Origin of the sequence: Photobacterium sp. S4TG1, from assembly GCF_036040035.1 — a bacterium.
Lineage (GTDB): Bacteria > Pseudomonadota > Gammaproteobacteria > Enterobacterales > Vibrionaceae > Photobacterium.
Window position 1 is genome coordinate 235,108 of the sequence record NZ_JAYXUH010000001.1, and the last position, 16,898, is coordinate 252,005.

General features: G+C 39.7%; 13 protein-coding genes. 3 read left to right on the plus strand and 10 right to left on the minus strand.

Annotated features, from left to right (window positions below):
• Nucleotides 1-6: 6 nt before the first annotated feature.
• The 6 genes from VXS03_RS01190 to hinT all read right to left on the minus strand — a co-directional run bounded on the left by VXS03_RS01190 (nt 7) and on the right by hinT (nt 4,748).
• Nucleotides 7-1,296: an NAD(P)/FAD-dependent oxidoreductase gene (locus VXS03_RS01190; protein ID WP_327761517.1), complete on the minus strand. Its 1,290-nt coding sequence runs from the start codon at nt 1,294-1,296 to the stop codon at nt 7-9.
• Between the two features lie 178 nt (nt 1,297-1,474).
• On the minus strand, nt 1,475-2,014 hold the full coding sequence (gene ycfP / locus VXS03_RS01195; protein WP_327761518.1) for an alpha/beta hydrolase YcfP: 540 nt from the start codon (nt 2,012-2,014) through the stop codon (nt 1,475-1,477).
• Nucleotides 2,015-2,227: 213 nt separating this feature from the next.
• Nucleotides 2,228-3,145 (minus strand): phosphotransferase, encoded by a 918-nt coding sequence (locus VXS03_RS01200; RefSeq protein WP_327761520.1) that lies wholly within the window; start codon nt 3,143-3,145, stop codon nt 2,228-2,230.
• Nucleotides 3,146-3,180: 35 nt separating this feature from the next.
• Nucleotides 3,181-3,774: a penicillin-binding protein activator LpoB gene (gene lpoB / locus VXS03_RS01205; RefSeq protein ID WP_327761522.1), complete on the minus strand. Its 594-nt coding sequence runs from the start codon at nt 3,772-3,774 to the stop codon at nt 3,181-3,183.
• Between the two features lie 32 nt (nt 3,775-3,806).
• Complete coding sequence (locus VXS03_RS01210; protein WP_327761524.1) at nt 3,807-4,202, minus strand: YcfL family protein; 396 nt, start codon at nt 4,200-4,202, stop codon at nt 3,807-3,809.
• 195 nt (nt 4,203-4,397) lie between these two features.
• Nucleotides 4,398-4,748 carry a purine nucleoside phosphoramidase gene (gene hinT / locus VXS03_RS01215; protein ID WP_327761525.1) on the minus strand — a complete coding sequence of 117 codons (351 nt, stop codon included), beginning with the start codon at nt 4,746-4,748 and terminating at the stop codon, nt 4,398-4,400.
• Between the two features lie 387 nt (nt 4,749-5,135).
• Between hinT and VXS03_RS01220 the strand changes: the two genes are divergently transcribed.
• Entirely contained in the window at nt 5,136-7,103 is a 1,968-nt protein-coding gene (locus VXS03_RS01220; protein WP_327762021.1) for a methyl-accepting chemotaxis protein, read from the plus strand.
• Between the two features lie 168 nt (nt 7,104-7,271).
• Nucleotides 7,272-8,303, plus strand: coding sequence for a dihydroorotase (pyrC, locus tag VXS03_RS01225; protein WP_327761526.1), 1,032 nt, complete (start codon nt 7,272-7,274; stop codon nt 8,301-8,303).
• Between the two features lie 89 nt (nt 8,304-8,392).
• On the opposite strand, the gene VXS03_RS01230 is transcribed toward pyrC, so the two are convergent.
• The 4 genes from VXS03_RS01230 to VXS03_RS01245 form a co-directional block, all read right to left on the minus strand.
• On the minus strand, nt 8,393-11,482 hold the full coding sequence (locus VXS03_RS01230; RefSeq protein WP_327761527.1) for an efflux RND transporter permease subunit: 3,090 nt from the start codon (nt 11,480-11,482) through the stop codon (nt 8,393-8,395).
• Complete coding sequence (locus VXS03_RS01235) at nt 11,482-12,576, minus strand: efflux RND transporter periplasmic adaptor subunit (RefSeq protein ID WP_327761528.1); 1,095 nt, start codon at nt 12,574-12,576, stop codon at nt 11,482-11,484. The genes VXS03_RS01230 and VXS03_RS01235 overlap by 1 nt, the downstream gene beginning before the upstream one ends.
• Nucleotides 12,573-13,610 carry an efflux RND transporter periplasmic adaptor subunit gene (locus VXS03_RS01240; RefSeq protein WP_327761529.1) on the minus strand — a complete coding sequence of 346 codons (1,038 nt, stop codon included), beginning with the start codon at nt 13,608-13,610 and terminating at the stop codon, nt 12,573-12,575. Before VXS03_RS01240 ends, VXS03_RS01235 begins: the two co-directional genes overlap by 4 nt.
• A 205-nt stretch (nt 13,611-13,815) precedes the next feature.
• On the minus strand, nt 13,816-15,330 hold the full coding sequence (locus VXS03_RS01245; protein WP_327761530.1) for a fumarate hydratase: 1,515 nt from the start codon (nt 15,328-15,330) through the stop codon (nt 13,816-13,818).
• Nucleotides 15,331-15,504: 174 nt separating this feature from the next.
• Here VXS03_RS01245 and pabB point away from each other — a divergent pair, with 174 nt between their 5' ends.
• On the plus strand, nt 15,505-16,893 hold the full coding sequence (gene pabB / locus VXS03_RS01250) for an aminodeoxychorismate synthase component 1 (protein ID WP_327761531.1): 1,389 nt from the start codon (nt 15,505-15,507) through the stop codon (nt 16,891-16,893).
• Nucleotides 16,894-16,898 lie beyond the last annotated feature (5 nt).

Below are 16,898 nucleotides of genomic sequence, written 5' to 3' on the forward strand. Positions count from 1 at the left end.
TTGTTATTAGTGTAATTTCAAACTTGGACGCAACACACGGTTGATACGTCCTACTAACATAATCAAACCCGTCTTAAACATACCATGTAACGCCATTTGGTGCATGCGGTACAATGAAATGTAAACCATACGTGCGATACGACCTTCAACCATCATAGAGCCTTTAGACAGGTTACCCATTAAGCTACCGACAGTAGAGAAACGGCTTAATGATACTAATGAACCATGATCGCTATAGATATAAGGTTTTTGCTCTCGATCTGTTAACTTAGCCACGATATTTGAAAAACAACGGCTTGCCATTTGGTGTGCCGCTTGAGCGCGTGGCGGTACAAACGAACCGTCTTCTTGTACACATGAAGCTAAATCACCAATAACGTAAATGTTATCATCACGGGTGGTTTGTAATGTCGGTTTAACAACAAGCTGATTAATACGGTTAGTTTCAAGACCGGCGATATCTTTCATAAAATCAGGTGCTTTTATACCCGCAGCCCAAACCATGATTTGTGCTGGAATATGTTCGCCATCTTTCGTTGTCAAACCTGTTTCATCAGCTTTAGTCACCATGGTTGCAGTACGAACATTTACACCTAATTTAGTTAACTCATTATGTGCCGCTTGTGATATACGTGGTGGCAATGCAGGTAAAATACGCTCACCCGCTTCAACTAAGTTAATGTTTAAGCGTGAACTATCAAGATCGCCAAAACCGTAGTTATGAAGTTCTTGAACGGCATTATGTAATTCAGCAGACAGTTCAACGCCCGTTGCTCCTGCACCTACAATCGCAATATCAACTGTTTTTTGGTCTTTATTTGCATGTAACTTCATGAACTGGTTATTCATTTCACTACGGAAACGGTGCGCCTGTTCGGGACTATCAAGGAAAATACAATTATCACGTACACCTTGAGTATTGAAATCATTTGAAGTCGAACCTAATGCCAAAACTAAAATATCATATTCTAACGAACGCTCAGGCACTAATAGTTCATTTTGCTTGTCATATAATGCTGCTAATGTGATCGTTTTTGTTTCACGATCAATATCCTGTAATGATCCCATCTGGAAATCAAACGAATGGTTTTTAGCATGTGCGCGGTAGCTAATCGCATCAACACCTGCGTCTAATGAACCCGTTGCTACTTCATGTAACAATGGTTTCCATAAATGACTAGCACGACGATCAACTAATGTGATTTCTGCACGACGTTTACGGCCTAATGTTCGACCTAATTTAGTAGCTAACTCCAAGCCACCAGCACCACCACCCACAACGATTATACGTGTCAAGATAGCTTCCTCTCTATTTTATGATTTTTAAAAACTGACAAAAACTGAATTGCATAGCAGTCTGCTGATAGTAAATAATCAAGCATAAAAACTGCTAGGCGAAAAAGTATTAGCTCACGCATGTAGGCAGACGGATCTACGACCCGTCTGTAATATGTAGGAGGTAATGGTTCCGTTGTTACTGCGCTTTAAACGCTTTTATTTTTTGTAGATGCTGCGAGATTTTTGCAAACTTATGAGATTCATTTTCATCCCAAATTATGTCGTAAAATTGATCTAGCGCATCTTTTGTTTGCTGATTATCTAACACTTCATCATGAGTTGAAAGGATACAAAGACAATTTCCTGTATTTTTTTTACGAAAATTTGTTACACACTTTGTCAAAATGTCTTCATATTCCTCAGGACGGTCTATTTTTCCTTCCATATTACGCTCAGGATGCAAATTAGGATTTAACATGACTTGTTTTATACCTGATAGGAATCCAATCCTTTCAGCCCAATAACCGCCAAGGCCAACACCACAAATTAAAGGCTGAGGGTCATCACTGGTTTCAAGTAATTTATGCACTTCTTTTAGAAGATGTTGCATATCATGTTTAGGGTGAAGTGTGCTGTAATTTAGAAAACGAACATCAGAATCAATAAACTGTAATTGTAATACTTTATCGTGATTACCTGGGCTTGTTGAATCAAAGCCATGTAAATAAATAATCATTGTTATCTCTCGCTATCTAGTAATAATTTTACTTACTATCTATACCTACATCGACGCGTTAAATCCATAATCCAAGTAATGTTTTAACAAATTTAAAACAAAAAACATGATCCCGCCTACAAAAACAGATTTTCCCTAAAAAGGGCATGTCAGTTTGCGTATGACTTACTATAAATTACTGATTTTTTGAAACACAATAATTGTATATATCACTTATTGATTATTAATATATTCAATGAGTTGCTGCTTTAATTGGAACGCTTGCTCTAAATATTCAGGCTGTTGCCAAATATCATATCCAACCAAATACCATAACAATGCCAAATATTGGCACCATGGTTGCCACGCAATAACGGCCGCTAACCACTGTTTTTGATTAAACACTTTGCCATCATTTAGATGCTGACGATAATCACAATAGTCAGTTACAGCTTGTTTAATATCTAACCCATTAGCAATGATAGTCATTGCTAAATCTAGACTAGGATCCCCAGCTGCCGCATATTCCCAATCTATAATTTTGGCACAGGCAACAGTGTCAGTATTAACAGATGGCACAATAACGTTATAGCGTCCAAGATCAAAGTGGCAGCAACAATCATCAAAAACAATAGGTAATGGTTGGCTCTGAAAGAAACAATAGATTGAATATAGAGGCGAGGTTTTATGATCTACATGGAGATGTTGCCAATAATGATCGGCACGCTGGTGAACGTCTAACCGCCACCACGGCAATGGAAGTTGATGTACTTTTGCTTGTAGTTGACACAGGCTCTGATCAGAAAATGCTGCTGTCGCTTCTACGCCTGGTAACCATTCAACCACTAGCCCTATCACTTGTTCTGTAGGTTGTTCACCATTAACAACTAGCTGTAATGGTTTAGGTGCTAACTCAGTATCAGCAACAAGTGACAATAATTGATATTCATGTTGACGTGCAATACCAAATGCTTGAGCAGATGCCGAGAATGGCCGCCAAACGTAATGTTTAGCCTGATTCTGTGACGGGTGAAACAAAGCGAGTTTCCAACAACGGTTGGTTAACCCTCCCGTTAGTTCACAGGCTGATATCAATTCAGTATCAGGTAAGGCAATGAAAAGATCACAATCAAAATGTTCATAATCAGCCATATTGCGATTCCTCACCTGATGCTAAAGCTGTGTAATTACCAAGCTGTACTATTTGCTGCAGTGCTTTGAATGACTTGATCTTGATCTGACCACTCGATCACACCAGACTTCAGATCCATCAAGCGCATTGTCACTTTATAATATGCCTGCTTACCATTTGAGGTTGATTTCATTACCGTCGAGACGTGGCCATAAAGCATATATTGTGCACCAACCATATTACCAAATTGAATGGCTGTACTTTGGTTTACAAAACGATCATCTTCACGGAAATTTAGCTGCTTACGTACCGCCTTTACGCGGGCAGGATCAACAAATTTAAATTTACCTGAATCTTGTAAACGCTCAGTAATTATCGCCGTTAAATCTTGTGTATCAACATGATGACGAGTTTGGTTCTTAATACTATCAACAACAACAATGGGTTCGCCGCGCGCTGTCATAGAACGCACAGCCGATGACGCTAACATTTTATCAACCATTGATAATGATAGTTTCTCTAAATCACTGGATCCAAAGTTAGTTACCGCACTTTCAAGTCCATGTAATCCGCCGCCATAATTAATCGGTTGAGCACAACCCCCTAATAACGTTGCTGCTGCTAACAAGGCCATTACACTCTTTTTCATCTTAACTACCTTAATGTCACTGTTCTTATTTATCAATTGTACGTGTCACGCACCACAATACGATATTGTGTTGCCGCCGTATTAGGAGCAATACCTTGCAATAACAAAACTTGATTATGATTAATGATCAATGTTTGTGATGTTGACGTTGAATGATTTATTTCTAATCCATTCGCATCATACCAATAAAAGTGATAACTCAGTGATATGGTTACGTCAGTTTTATTCATAACTTCAACAGATGCATGTAAATAACCGTCACGTCGTTGTGTTTTCGAATGACTAAATTGAAGTTTATTTGCTAAAACTGTATTTCCGATAACAACATGATGGTTACTATTTTCAAGACTGATTTTTGATATTGCAGAACCGCTACACCCTGTAATAAGTGTTATGCACAATACCAACAACATAGAGATATATTTCATGCTACATGATATACAGCTAGGCTGTAGCCTCCTACATTTCAATAAATTACTGAACAATATTATAAGTTTACTCAATAAAATAAAAAAAGCTTGAGTGATAAATAGCTGCTCATTATTAGTAGATTAGCCATCTTATACTCAAGCTTTATTCTCAACTTATTCTATTGCATTTTGTTGCTAAGAATAGATGACTTATTAGCTGACAATCATAGGGCCTAATGGGCGACCACCTAATAAATGCATATGAATATGGTACACTTCTTGACCACCAAAAGGGTTACAGTTAACAATCAAACGGTAACCATCTTCAGCAACGCCTTCACTTTTAGCAAGCTTACGTGCAACCGTGAACATACGCCCCATCATTAATTCATCTTCAGCCTCAACATCATTAACCGTTGGCAATAATTTATTCGGAATAATAAGAATATGGCTTGGTGCACGAGGATTAATATCACGAAATGCTGTCACTAACTCATCTTGATATAACACGTCTGCTGGAATTTCTTTGCGAATGATCTTACTAAAAATAGTTTCTTCAGCCATATCTGACTCCATTAAATAATCAGCTTATATTAGTTCTGAGCTAAGTATGCGCTACCCACGTCTAGAGGGCAATATTGAACACCGTTTTAAACGCTTTTTTCTCACCACATTTCATATTTTACCGTTTTTTTTGCAATCACCATCAAAATATTCATCAATGTTAACGCCAAAAAGTTAAGATTTTGAAGTTCGAGACGATAGATAAATCAAACTAACGTAATATTACAAATATCAATTATAACAATTAAATCAATCACTTTTAGAGTTACTTTTATACCAAGTGCCATCGTTATAAAGGATATTGCGATCATTAGCGGCGCAATTCTCGGACTTTATGAAATTAGGGATATTATGAAAAAGAAATCTCAAACCTCTGTCATACGTCGTATGTACTTAGGCTTCGCAATCTTAGTTGCATTATTTGTTGTTACTATTATGTTCATGCTTGATGGCGTTGATCGTATTCACAATCAATTAAAGTCCATTACAACTGGTGCCTTACCCCTCGTTTCAGCATCACATAATGTTAGTCTGCAACTGCTTGTCGCTGATAAAATTTTTAAAGATTACCTGACCAGTCAAGATCCAACAGCAATGGCAGCTTATAGTGTAGAATTTGAACAACAAACGACCCTCTTTCAACAAGCTCGAAATCAATTACAGCAAGTGACAAAAAATAATCCTCAATTAGAAAAATCGATTCTGGAATTAACCGAATTAGAACAACGTTATTTTGCTGAAGCCACTATTGCAATGACCAATTATCGTTTGTTACTACTTGCAACTAATGAACGTCAACAATCGTCACGTCAATTTCAACAACTACAAACAGAACTTAACATCGGTATGAAAGAGTTCATTAATGAACAAGATAATCTTACTGTTAAAATGTTGTCTAAAAACTATTTCTTAAAATTAAAAGAAACAGAAACGATCACTTTAGATGCCCTAGCATCTGATAATACTGCCGAGATCGAAAAAGCCATTAGAAGTAACAAAATTAGCGTTAATCATCTTAAAAACACCTTTCGTTCTTTATCTATATTACAACCAGAATTAACGCAAGCTTTCGGCAAATCAGTAGAACAATATGGACTTGATATTGGTCGTACTGGTGGCGTTCTCGACCAGCATTTTGAATACATTCAGGCACAACACCGCCTTTACAGTAATATTGCAACGTTAGCGAAAGAAATTAACCAATCCATGAATATTGTTGGAGATTTCAATAAACAAGCAAATAGCCAGATGAGTAATACGATTGCAACAGCAGATACGACCTACTCTAAAGTGGTGACAAAAGCCATTATCATTGGTATAGCAGTGATCTTGTTAGCTATTACTGTCGGCTGGTATTTAGCTCGCAGTGTGCGTCAACCTTTAATGGCGATATTAAAAACGTTAGAAGCACTCACCGCTGGCAATATGACACAACGAACAGCAACAAGTACGTTTATTGAATTTAGCCAACTTAACCATCACATCAATATGCTAGCGCAGAACTTACAACAAATTTTAACCCAAATTAGCCATACATCATCAGAATTAAGCACAGTTGCAACAGAAAACTACACTACAACAGCTGAAGCAAAACAACGGTTAAATAACCAGCGTCAACAAACGGCTTCTGCAGCAACAGCCATGATTGAAATGGAACACTCTGTAACTGATGTATCAAAAAGTGCGCAAATCACCATGGAGCGTGTAAATGAAGTAGAGCAAGCATCGGCAACAGGTCGCGAAGTGATGACCAGTAATATCAATACAGCTCATCAACTCTCTACCCGTTTGGATGAATCCGTTCATGCGGTTGAACAACTACAAAAAATGAGCAGTAATATTGGTTCAATCTTGGATGTTATTCGCAATATCGCGGATCAAACAAACTTATTAGCGCTAAATGCCGCTATTGAAGCAGCAAGAGCAGGAGAGCAAGGACGCGGATTTGCCGTGGTCGCTGATGAAGTACGTGTATTAGCAAAACGTACGACCGACTCCACCACAGAAATTGAGGAAATGATCAAAAACTTACAATCAAGCTCTGGCCAAGCAATGCACATGATGCAAAGTTGTGTCACTGAAATGGATAACAGCATCAGTCTCGCTTCAAATGCCAATAGTTCAATGGAAGAGATTCAAGCAATCATCATTGAAATAAGTGACATGAGTACTCAAATAGCACAAGCCGCAGAAGAACAACGCTGTACGACAACAGAAATAGCGCGAAGCTTAGAAAACATTAGTCATATTGCCGATAATAGCTATAACACGATGGAAGAAATGGCTGATACAGGTATAAAACTGGAGCACTTAGCCACAGAGCAAAATACCCTCGTAAGCCGCTTTAAATTATAACTCCTCACTCACCGACAATATGGTCGGTGAGTTTTCTCTGCTCTCCCTTCACTTTCAGCAAACGATTGCTTTCTAAAGCAGCAATTAACCACATTGTTTGATTTATCGACTTTACTTCGGCGCGCGATACTTTTAGAATCGGACAAATTTTTTGGGAGGGAAGAAAAAATGACGATGTTAACAATTACACGTCCGGACGACTGGCATACACATTTACGTGATGGCGATGTACTCGCTGATACGGTTCGCGATATTAGCCGTTATATGGGACGCGCGATCATCATGCCTAATCTTATCCCCCCTGTTACAGATACTGAATCAGCCTTAGCCTACCGTGACCGCATTCTTAACGTAAATCCACAAAGTCACTTCTCACCGCTAATGGTTATTTATCTCACCGATAAAACATCAGCTGAAGAAATTCAACGAGCTCATGCTTCTGGTCATATTTATGCAGCTAAACTTTACCCTGCTGGCGCAACGACAAATTCAGATTCAGGCGTTACGTCTATTGATCATATTCGTCCAGCACTAGAGGCAATGCAACAAGTCGGGATGCCACTACTCATTCATGGTGAAGTCACCCACCATGATGTTGATATTTTTGATCGTGAAAAAGCGTTCTTAGACACCGTATTAGCGCCTATCGTTAATGAGTTTACTGCACTAAAAATTGTACTTGAACATATTACAACCGCTGAAGCTGTTGAGTTTGTGACCAATGCAGGTCCAAATGTCGGGGCGACCATCACCGCGCACCATTTAATGTTTAATCGTAATCATATGTTAGTCGGCGGTATTCGCCCACATTTCTATTGCTTACCCATTTTAAAGCGTAATACTCACCAACAAGCGTTAGTTGCCGCAGCAACCAGTGGCAATGCTAAATTCTTCTTGGGCACAGACAGCGCACCCCATGTCAAAGGACGTAAAGAAGCAGCTTGTGGCTGTGCTGGCTCTTACACTGCCCATGCTGCAATTGAATTATATGCTGAAGTATTTGAGCAAGCAGGCGCACTGGATAAATTAGAAGCCTTTGCTAGCTTTAATGGGGCTGATTTTTATGGCCTACCGCGTAATACTGACACCATCACATTAACTAAAGATGCTTGGAAAGTTGCTGAAGAAATGCAATTTGGTCATGATACCGTGGTGCCAATTAAAGCCGGTGAAATGATGACTTGGAAAGTACTCACTTAATTTGGCCACTTTTATGATAACAAAAAAAGGCTTCCTAATTACGGGAAGCCTTTTTGTTTACATCATTATTATTTTAAGCTGTCTTTATTTTACACTATCGGCTGTGGTGTCGTTTGGTCTACTGGTATTTTCAATTTATGAAATAAACGATATAACACGGGTACGACAATCAGTGTCAGCACTGTAGCAAAACTCAACCCAAACATAATCGTCACCGCCATCGGCTTAAAGAAAACATCAGGTAGTAAAGGTAACATACCTAAAACAGTGGTTATCGCTGCCATACACACAGGTCGTACACGACTGACTGCGGCATCAACCACCGCATGGTATTTCTCTTTACCGCTTGCGATCTCAATCTCAATTTGATCTAACAATACGATACCGTTTTTCACTAACATTCCAGAAAGGCTCAAAAAGCCAAGTAATGCCATAAAACCAAAAGGCGTATTCAGCAGTAATAATCCGACCGTTACTCCAATAATGGCTAGCGGTACCGTAGCCCATACAATGAGGGCTTCTTTCACTTTATTAAAAAGAAAAATTGTAATTAAGAACATGGCTAAATAGCCCATTGGCATAGTTTGGAATAATGAGGCTTTCGCATCTGCAGATGATTCATACTCCCCACCCCACTCCAAGCTATAACCCGCAGGTAAATCAATAGCTTCAATAGCGGGTAAAATACGCGCTTGAACCGATGCTGCCGTTTCATCACCTAAAGGGTTCGGATCAGCCATAATAGTTAACATACGTTTTCGATTTTTACGTACCACTAATGGATCTTCCCAGCGCACATTAACATCCAAGACGACTTGTTGTAGTGGAATATAACCTTGAATCGCAGGGCTCCAAATCTTCATACCTTCGATTGTACTAATATCAACCCGCTCTTCTTCAGGCAACCGTGCCACGATTGGCATCAAGTTTGTCCCTTCACGGTACAAGCCAATGTTAATTCCTGAAAATGCCATCTGTAGTAGCTCATCAACATCTTTTTTAGTAATACCATAACGTCTTGCTTGGCTTTCATTAAATACAGGTTCAATGACTTTAGTGCGCTCTCGCCAGTCATGACGAATGTTAAAAGCTCCAGGATCGGCATTCATTACATCAACAACTTGCGAGGCAATACCACGCAGAATTGTGGGATCAGAGCCCACAATACGGGCTTCAATTTTAGAACCTGATGATGGGCCGAGCATCACCTGTTTCAATTTATACTCAACCTCCGGATAATCCTTATCCATCGTTTGGCTAAATTTACGCATAACAGGAATTACATCGTCAAAACTATCGACTCGAACGATCAATTCACCGTATGAGGCATAGCTCTTTTCAGGCGCGTAAGTCAACATGAAACGCTGTGAGCCTTTACCCGCACTAGAACTAACATGCTGGACACCTTGTTCTGCATTAACCACTTTCTCTAACGATTTTAAGGTGTCATTCGTGGCGCGAATATCCGTTCCTTCAGGTAACCAGACATCAACCATAAACATTGGCGTTGTTGAAGCGGGGAAGAATGATTGTTTCAATAGTGTGAAGCCGTATAAGCTACCACCAAGCATCAGCACCAATGTCAGTACAGTTAGCCATGCACGACGCATACAGAACTCTAGCGACTTACGGTATACCACAAAGAAAATACCGCCATAGGGATCTTTTTGATCAGCTCCTTGTTCAACTTTAACATTTTTAAAGAAAATATCGGCAAAGAAAGGCGTTAATGAAATTGCAGTAAACCAACTCAACATCAATGAAATCAGCAGCACTGTAAATAAAGTTCGGCAATATTCGCCCGTTGAATCTTGCGACAAACCAATAGGTGCAAAAGCCATCACTGCAATCACAGTCGCACCAAGTAGTGGCCATTTAGTTTGCGTAACAATATCTGAGGCTGCTTGCATTCGCGTTCGCCCCTTTTGCATTCCGATCAGAATACCTTCAACCACCACTATCGCATTATCCACCAGCATGCCTAGAGCAATAACTAATCCGCCTAATGATATACGTTGCAAATCAATCGCCATCCACTTCATAAACACAAAAGTGCCCAGCACCGTTAATAGTAAGATAAGGCCAATCAATAACCCTGAACGTAACCCCATAAAAAACAGCAGCACAATAATAACAATCGCAACCGCTTGGCCTAAACTCACTACGAAACCACTAACAGACTTATCAACTTCAGTCGGCTGGCTATATACTTCGTCAATATCAATACCAACAGGTTGTTGTTCTTTGAGTTCAGCTAATCGCTGCATTACACGTTGACCCACTTCAACAACGTTAACCCCTTCGACAAATGACACCCCCATATTAAGGGCTTGATGACCATTAAAGCTGACTAAATTATCAGGGATCTCTTTAAAACCTTTTTTAATATCAGCTACATCTCGCAAATAAATTAGCCCATCAGCTCCTTTATCGGTAATGATTAAATCACCTAATTCATCGACATTTTTAAACTCACCAGTTGGGTGAACACGAACATATTCATCACCAATACGAACGGCTCCCGCACTTGTAACTAAATTTTGAGTCGCTAGAATGTTATAAATAGTATCAAGAGAAATACCTAAACTGCTTAAACGTTGCATTGATATCTCAATAAACACTTGTTCTTGCTGATTACCCGTTACAGAAACCTTACCAACACCGTCCACCAGCTCAATTTCTCGGCGCAGATAATCGACATAATCACTCAACTCTTTGTAGCTATAACCTTCACCAGTGATCGCTAATAAAATGCCAAATACATCACCAAAATCATCAATTACTTTGGGCTTTGCGACACCGGGCGGTAGGCTCGATGAAATATCATTCACTTTACGCCGTAATTCATCCCAAATTTGTGGTAAATCATCAGGACCATAATTGTTTTTCATGGTAACGGTGATCTGAGAAAGGCCTCGACTAGACAACGAATTAACTTCATCAACATAAGTCAGCTGTTGAATAGCTTTCTCTATTGGATAAGTCACTTCTTCTTCTACCTGTTGAGGTGTCGCCCCTGGATAGGCGGTAACAACCATGGCATCTTTAATCGTAAAAGCGGGATCTTCTAACTGCCCAAGGCCAAAGAAAGACACGGTGCCGCCCACAAGAAAAATCAGTGTCAGCATCCAGCTAATCACTTTATTTTTAATAAAATAGGTTGCGATATCTTGTTTCATTACTGTGTCTCCTCCTGAGTAAATACCACCACTTTTTGTCCATCTCTTAAGCGGTTAACTCCTGTAACGACGACCTTTTCTCCTTCCTTTATACCTGATTTTAATCGCACCCCTTCTGGAATAACTTTATCGGTGACAACTTGACGCTTTGACACTGTATTATCGGCCGCAAGTACCCATACATATTTATTAGATGGTGTAATGTCATCCCCATCCAAATTAAATAATGCCTCTAATGGCACAATTTGCTGCCCCACTGTATACACTTGTAACTTTTGAGCATCAGCTTCAACTTCAACCGACATACCATCTAAAATAAACTGACCTTTAGGCATCGGCATGGTTAAGGTAACTAAAAATGAGCCTGAATCTGGATCCGGTTCAGTCGTAAACTCTTTTAATGTCACCGCATACTTTTCACCATTAGGTAAAATCGCTTTTGCCGTCGCCTGTTGCCCTTTATCAACGTCTAATATACTTTGCTTGGAGTAAATCATATCGGGGGCTTGAATCTCAATATCGACAGAATCAGTACTATGAATATTCATAATTTGCTGACCAACTTTGACATTCTCAAATTGCTCAACCGGAACAATTGAAATGACGCCACTAAAAGGCGCTTTAAGAACGGTAAAACTTAATTTTAATTGGGCTAAATCAAGGTTGGCTTTTGCAATACTTCGTTTGGCTTTTAACTCATCAAATTGAGATTGAGGTAAATAACCATTTTTTAATAATGTTGCTGAGCGACGGTATTGACTATTATTTACATTGTATTTTGCCTGAGCATCATCGACCTCTAATTTAAAATCACTGGGATCTAATCGAGCTAACACTTGACCTTTTTTAACCCTGTCACCAGAACGCACTAATATTTGAGTGACTTCACCGGCAATACGAAATGATAAAATAGATTTGTCAGCAGCAGACGCTACTGCTGGAAAAGTTAATTTTGGTACTTGTTTACTTAATTTTACCTGCTGTACTTTCACTAAAGGCAGTTCTTCACGTGGCTTAACCGTCGGTTTATCACACCCGACAACGAGCAACGCAATACTGATTGATAATACAGATAAACGACAACATTTGATCATAGTCCTCGCTCCTTGATCCATGAGCGGACCTTTTGACCTGATTGCAATTCAGAAACACCCGATGTAGCTATAACATCACCGTCATTCAACCCAGCAATAACGCGATTATTACTGTCTAATGTCACTTCAGTTCTAACAACTTGCTGCTTATCATTAACACGCCATACATAGTTTTTATTACCCTCAACCATAATCGCTCGAACCGGTATTGCCCCAGCTTTACCCTGTGGTAATACAATTGTTACGCTGCCAGACATGCCCGGCATAATATTACTGCCTTCAGGCCGAGCCATGGAAAGAGTCACTTTATAACTGGATGTTTTACTGTCAGGTTCAGTATCAATTTCTTTAAATTGGGCAGGAAATGTTTGATTGACTAAAGTATCGAACGCAACGGTAGGATCAATATTTTCAGCATTACCTTGAAAACGTGCTAAAAGATAATCAGGAAGCTGAAATGTCATGTTGATTAACTTGGCACTTTGAATATGCATAGCTGGCTGTTTAGCGCCAATATATTCATAGTTTTCAACCATGGACAAAGAAAGGTGTCCATTATAAGGCGCGATTAGCTTAGCATAGCTTAAATTTGATTTTTCTTTCTCTAACGCCGCTTTGGCCTGCTTTAGATTTGCTTTTGAAGTATCATAATCAAGTTCAGATACTACTTTTTTCTCACGCAGTTTTTTATCACGCTTAAATTGTACAGTTGCTAAATCATATTTCGCTTGTGCTTGTTTTACTAACAGTGACAATTCATCAGTGTTTAGTGTCGCCAGTATTTGTCCTTGAGTGACGAACTGACCTGGATTTACATCTACACTCGCAAGTTGTCCTGAAACACGAAAAGCTAAAACCGCTTTATCTCCAGCTTCGACAATGGCAGGAAAGGCACGTTGTGATTCATTATTACCAACTGACACTGATTGTAATTTTACGGGGCGAGATTCAGGTTCAGCAATCACTGCTTGATCATCCGTGCACCCACTCAATGCTAAACATATAAACAATGCCGCAAAAAAGTGATATCTCATACTACTCTCCATGATGTTTCATACTGAATATTTGTAATTGTTAAAATATTGTATGAATGAAATATATCTATGAATAGTAGAAGTGGATAACCAAAAAATCTCTTTTCATTTATTAGAATAGCGTCAATATCACAATCTATGCTGATATAAAAATGACAAAAAAAAGGAGCATAAGGCCCCTTTTATTTAATTATTCTCAAATAGCCTACTTTGCCATTTCAGCTATGTTTACACGCCATGTATCAGGCCCTGTTTGGTGAGCATTAACACCTTCAGCATCAACAGCTACCGTCACTGGCATATCTTCCACTTCAAATTCATAAATCGCTTCCATACCTAAATCGGCAAAAGCCACAACACGTGCTTTCTTAATTGCTTTTGCGACGAGGTATGCAGCACCACCTACCGCCATTAGATACACGGCTTTGTGCTGCTTAATCGATTCAATCGTTGCAGGTCCACGTTCGGCTTTACCTATCATGCCGGTAAGCCCTGTTTCGCCCAGCATCATTTCAGTAAATTTATCCATACGCGTTGAGGTTGTCGGTCCTGCTGGTCCAACAACTTCATCGCCAACAGCATCAACAGGGCCAACGTAGTAAATAAAGCGATTGGTAAAATCAACCCCTTCAGGTAAACCTTCACCATTTGCGAGCATTTCTTGAATACGTTTATGTGCCGCATCACGCCCCGTCAGAATCTTACCTGACAACAATACCGTTTCACCTGAACGCCACTCTTGTACATCAGCTTTAGTGACATTATCAAGATTAACGCGACGTACGTTATCACCAACTTCCCACGTCACTTGCGGCCAATCACTGAGTTTTGGTGGTGTCAATTCTGCAGGGCCAGATCCATCAAGAGTAAAATGAACATGGCGAGTTGCGGCACAGTTAGGGATCATGCACACAGGCTTAGAAGCTGCATGAGTTGGCGCGCTTTTGATCTTAACATCAAGTACCGTTGTCAAACCGCCTAAACCCTGCGCACCTATGCCCAACCGATTGACACGGTCATAAATATCTAATCGCAATGCTTCTTCTGTTGTTTTCGCACCACGTTGTTGTAACTCATGAATATCAACCGCTTCCATCAATGATTCTTTAGCAAGCACTGCTGCTTTTTCTGCAGTACCACCAATACCAATACCTAACATACCAGGAGGACACCAACCCGCCCCCATTAGCGGTACTGTTTTTTCTACCCACTCGGCAACATCGTCAGAAGGGTTCAGCATAACCATTTTCGTTTTATTTTCTGAACCACCACCTTTAGCGGCGATTTGAATCTCAACCTTATTTCCTGCCACCATCTCAATATGCACTACAGCTGGCGCATTATCTTGAGTATTCTTACGTGCCCCCGCAGGATCAGCAACAACAGAGGCGCGTAATGGATTGTCTAAATTGGTGTAAGCCTGTCGCACCCCTTCATCCACCATTTGCTGCACAGTTAAATCACTGTCCCACTGAACATGCATACCAATTTTCACAAAACAGGTAACAATGCCCGTATCTTGACAGATTGGTCGACGACCTTCTGCAGACATACGGGAATTAATTAAAATCTGGGCAATAGCGTCTTTTGCTGCTTGGCTTTGTTCTTTGTTGTACGCTTTTTCTAATGCTTTAATGAAATCCAAAGGATGGTAGTAAGAAATATATTGTAAAGCATCGGCCACGCTACTGATTACATCTTCTTTACGGATGATGGTCATAATTACCCTCGTTAAATATTATCATTCCATGGCGCCCTATAAAATCTTCCAAATTGTAGGGTATTGAACAATAAAATAACGTTGTTCAATCTTGGGCGTCTTTCGCCGAATATGATACTCTTGCCCATAACATTGCGCTATGCGCCAATCAAACCCCTTGTCACAAAAAAGAAAATGATTTGTAAATCACACCCAGAATTAAGCATTATTTCATTACCCTACTCAAAAGATGCCGCACTTTCATGGTTTACACCATTATCGGGATTACCTTGGGCTATGATATTACGTTCGGCAGCAGAAGCGCATCCAGATAATCGCTATGATATTTTAGTTGCTGATCCTTTAGCCACAATTGAATCACAATCTGATACAACTTATATTAAGTTTTCAAATGGTGAGCGACGTAGCACAACTGACGATCCATTTGCTGTCATTCATGCGCTACAACATGAGTTATTACCACCACTTAGCACAGAATTAGACTTACCATTTCTGGGGGGGACTTTAGGATATTTCAGTTATGATTTAGGCCGCCGTGTAGAAAAAATTGCAACGACTGCAAACCATGATATTCACTTACCAGAAATGGCTGTCGGTATTTATGATTGGGCTCTCATTATTGATCATAAATTACAACAGACATGGCTTATTGAACCGAAAGATAGTCACCGTCTAGCATGGTTAAACCAACAGCGCTCACAAGCAATAACACTACAATATAATAACCAGAATAAGACATTCAAATTAACATCTTCATGGTCATCTAATATGACTAAAGAGGATTACTGTAACAAATTTAACACCATACAATCTTATTTATTATCGGGTGATTGCTACCAAATCAATCTAGCTCAGCGATTTAAAGCGACTTATCAAGGTGATGAATGGCAAGCTTATTGTCGCTTAGATGCCGCCAATGGTGCGCCTTTTTCTAGTTTTATTCGCACCAATGAGAGTGCCATTCTTTCTGTCTCTCCTGAACGATTTTTACAGTTAAAACAAGAAAATATTGAAACAAAACCGATTAAAGGCACGCGCCCGAGAAGTAAAAACATCAGAGAAGATAATGCCAACGCACAAGCACTTCAGTTGGCACCTAAAGATCGCGCTGAAAACGTAATGATCGTAGATTTATTACGTAATGATATTGGTCGTGTTGCAACACCTGGTAGTGTTCGTGTGCCCGCTTTATTTGCCATTGAAAGCTTTCCTGCAGTACACCATCTAGTCAGTACCGTAACGGGTAAATTGGCCAGTCACTACTCAGCTACAGATTTATTACGAGCTTGTTTTCCTGGAGGATCGATAACAGGTGCACCAAAGGTAAGAGCAATGGAGATCATTGAAGAACTGGAACCACATCGACGTAGTGTCTATTGTGGCAGCATTGGCTATATCAGTCGTTGTGGCACTATGGACACCAATATTGCAATTAGAACACTCGTGGCTTATCAGCATAATTTATATGCATGGGCGGGCGGTGGAATCGTCGCAGATAGTGATGCTGAAAGTGAATACCAAGAAACTCTCGACAAATTAAGTAAAATTCTGCCAACCTTATAATAGCG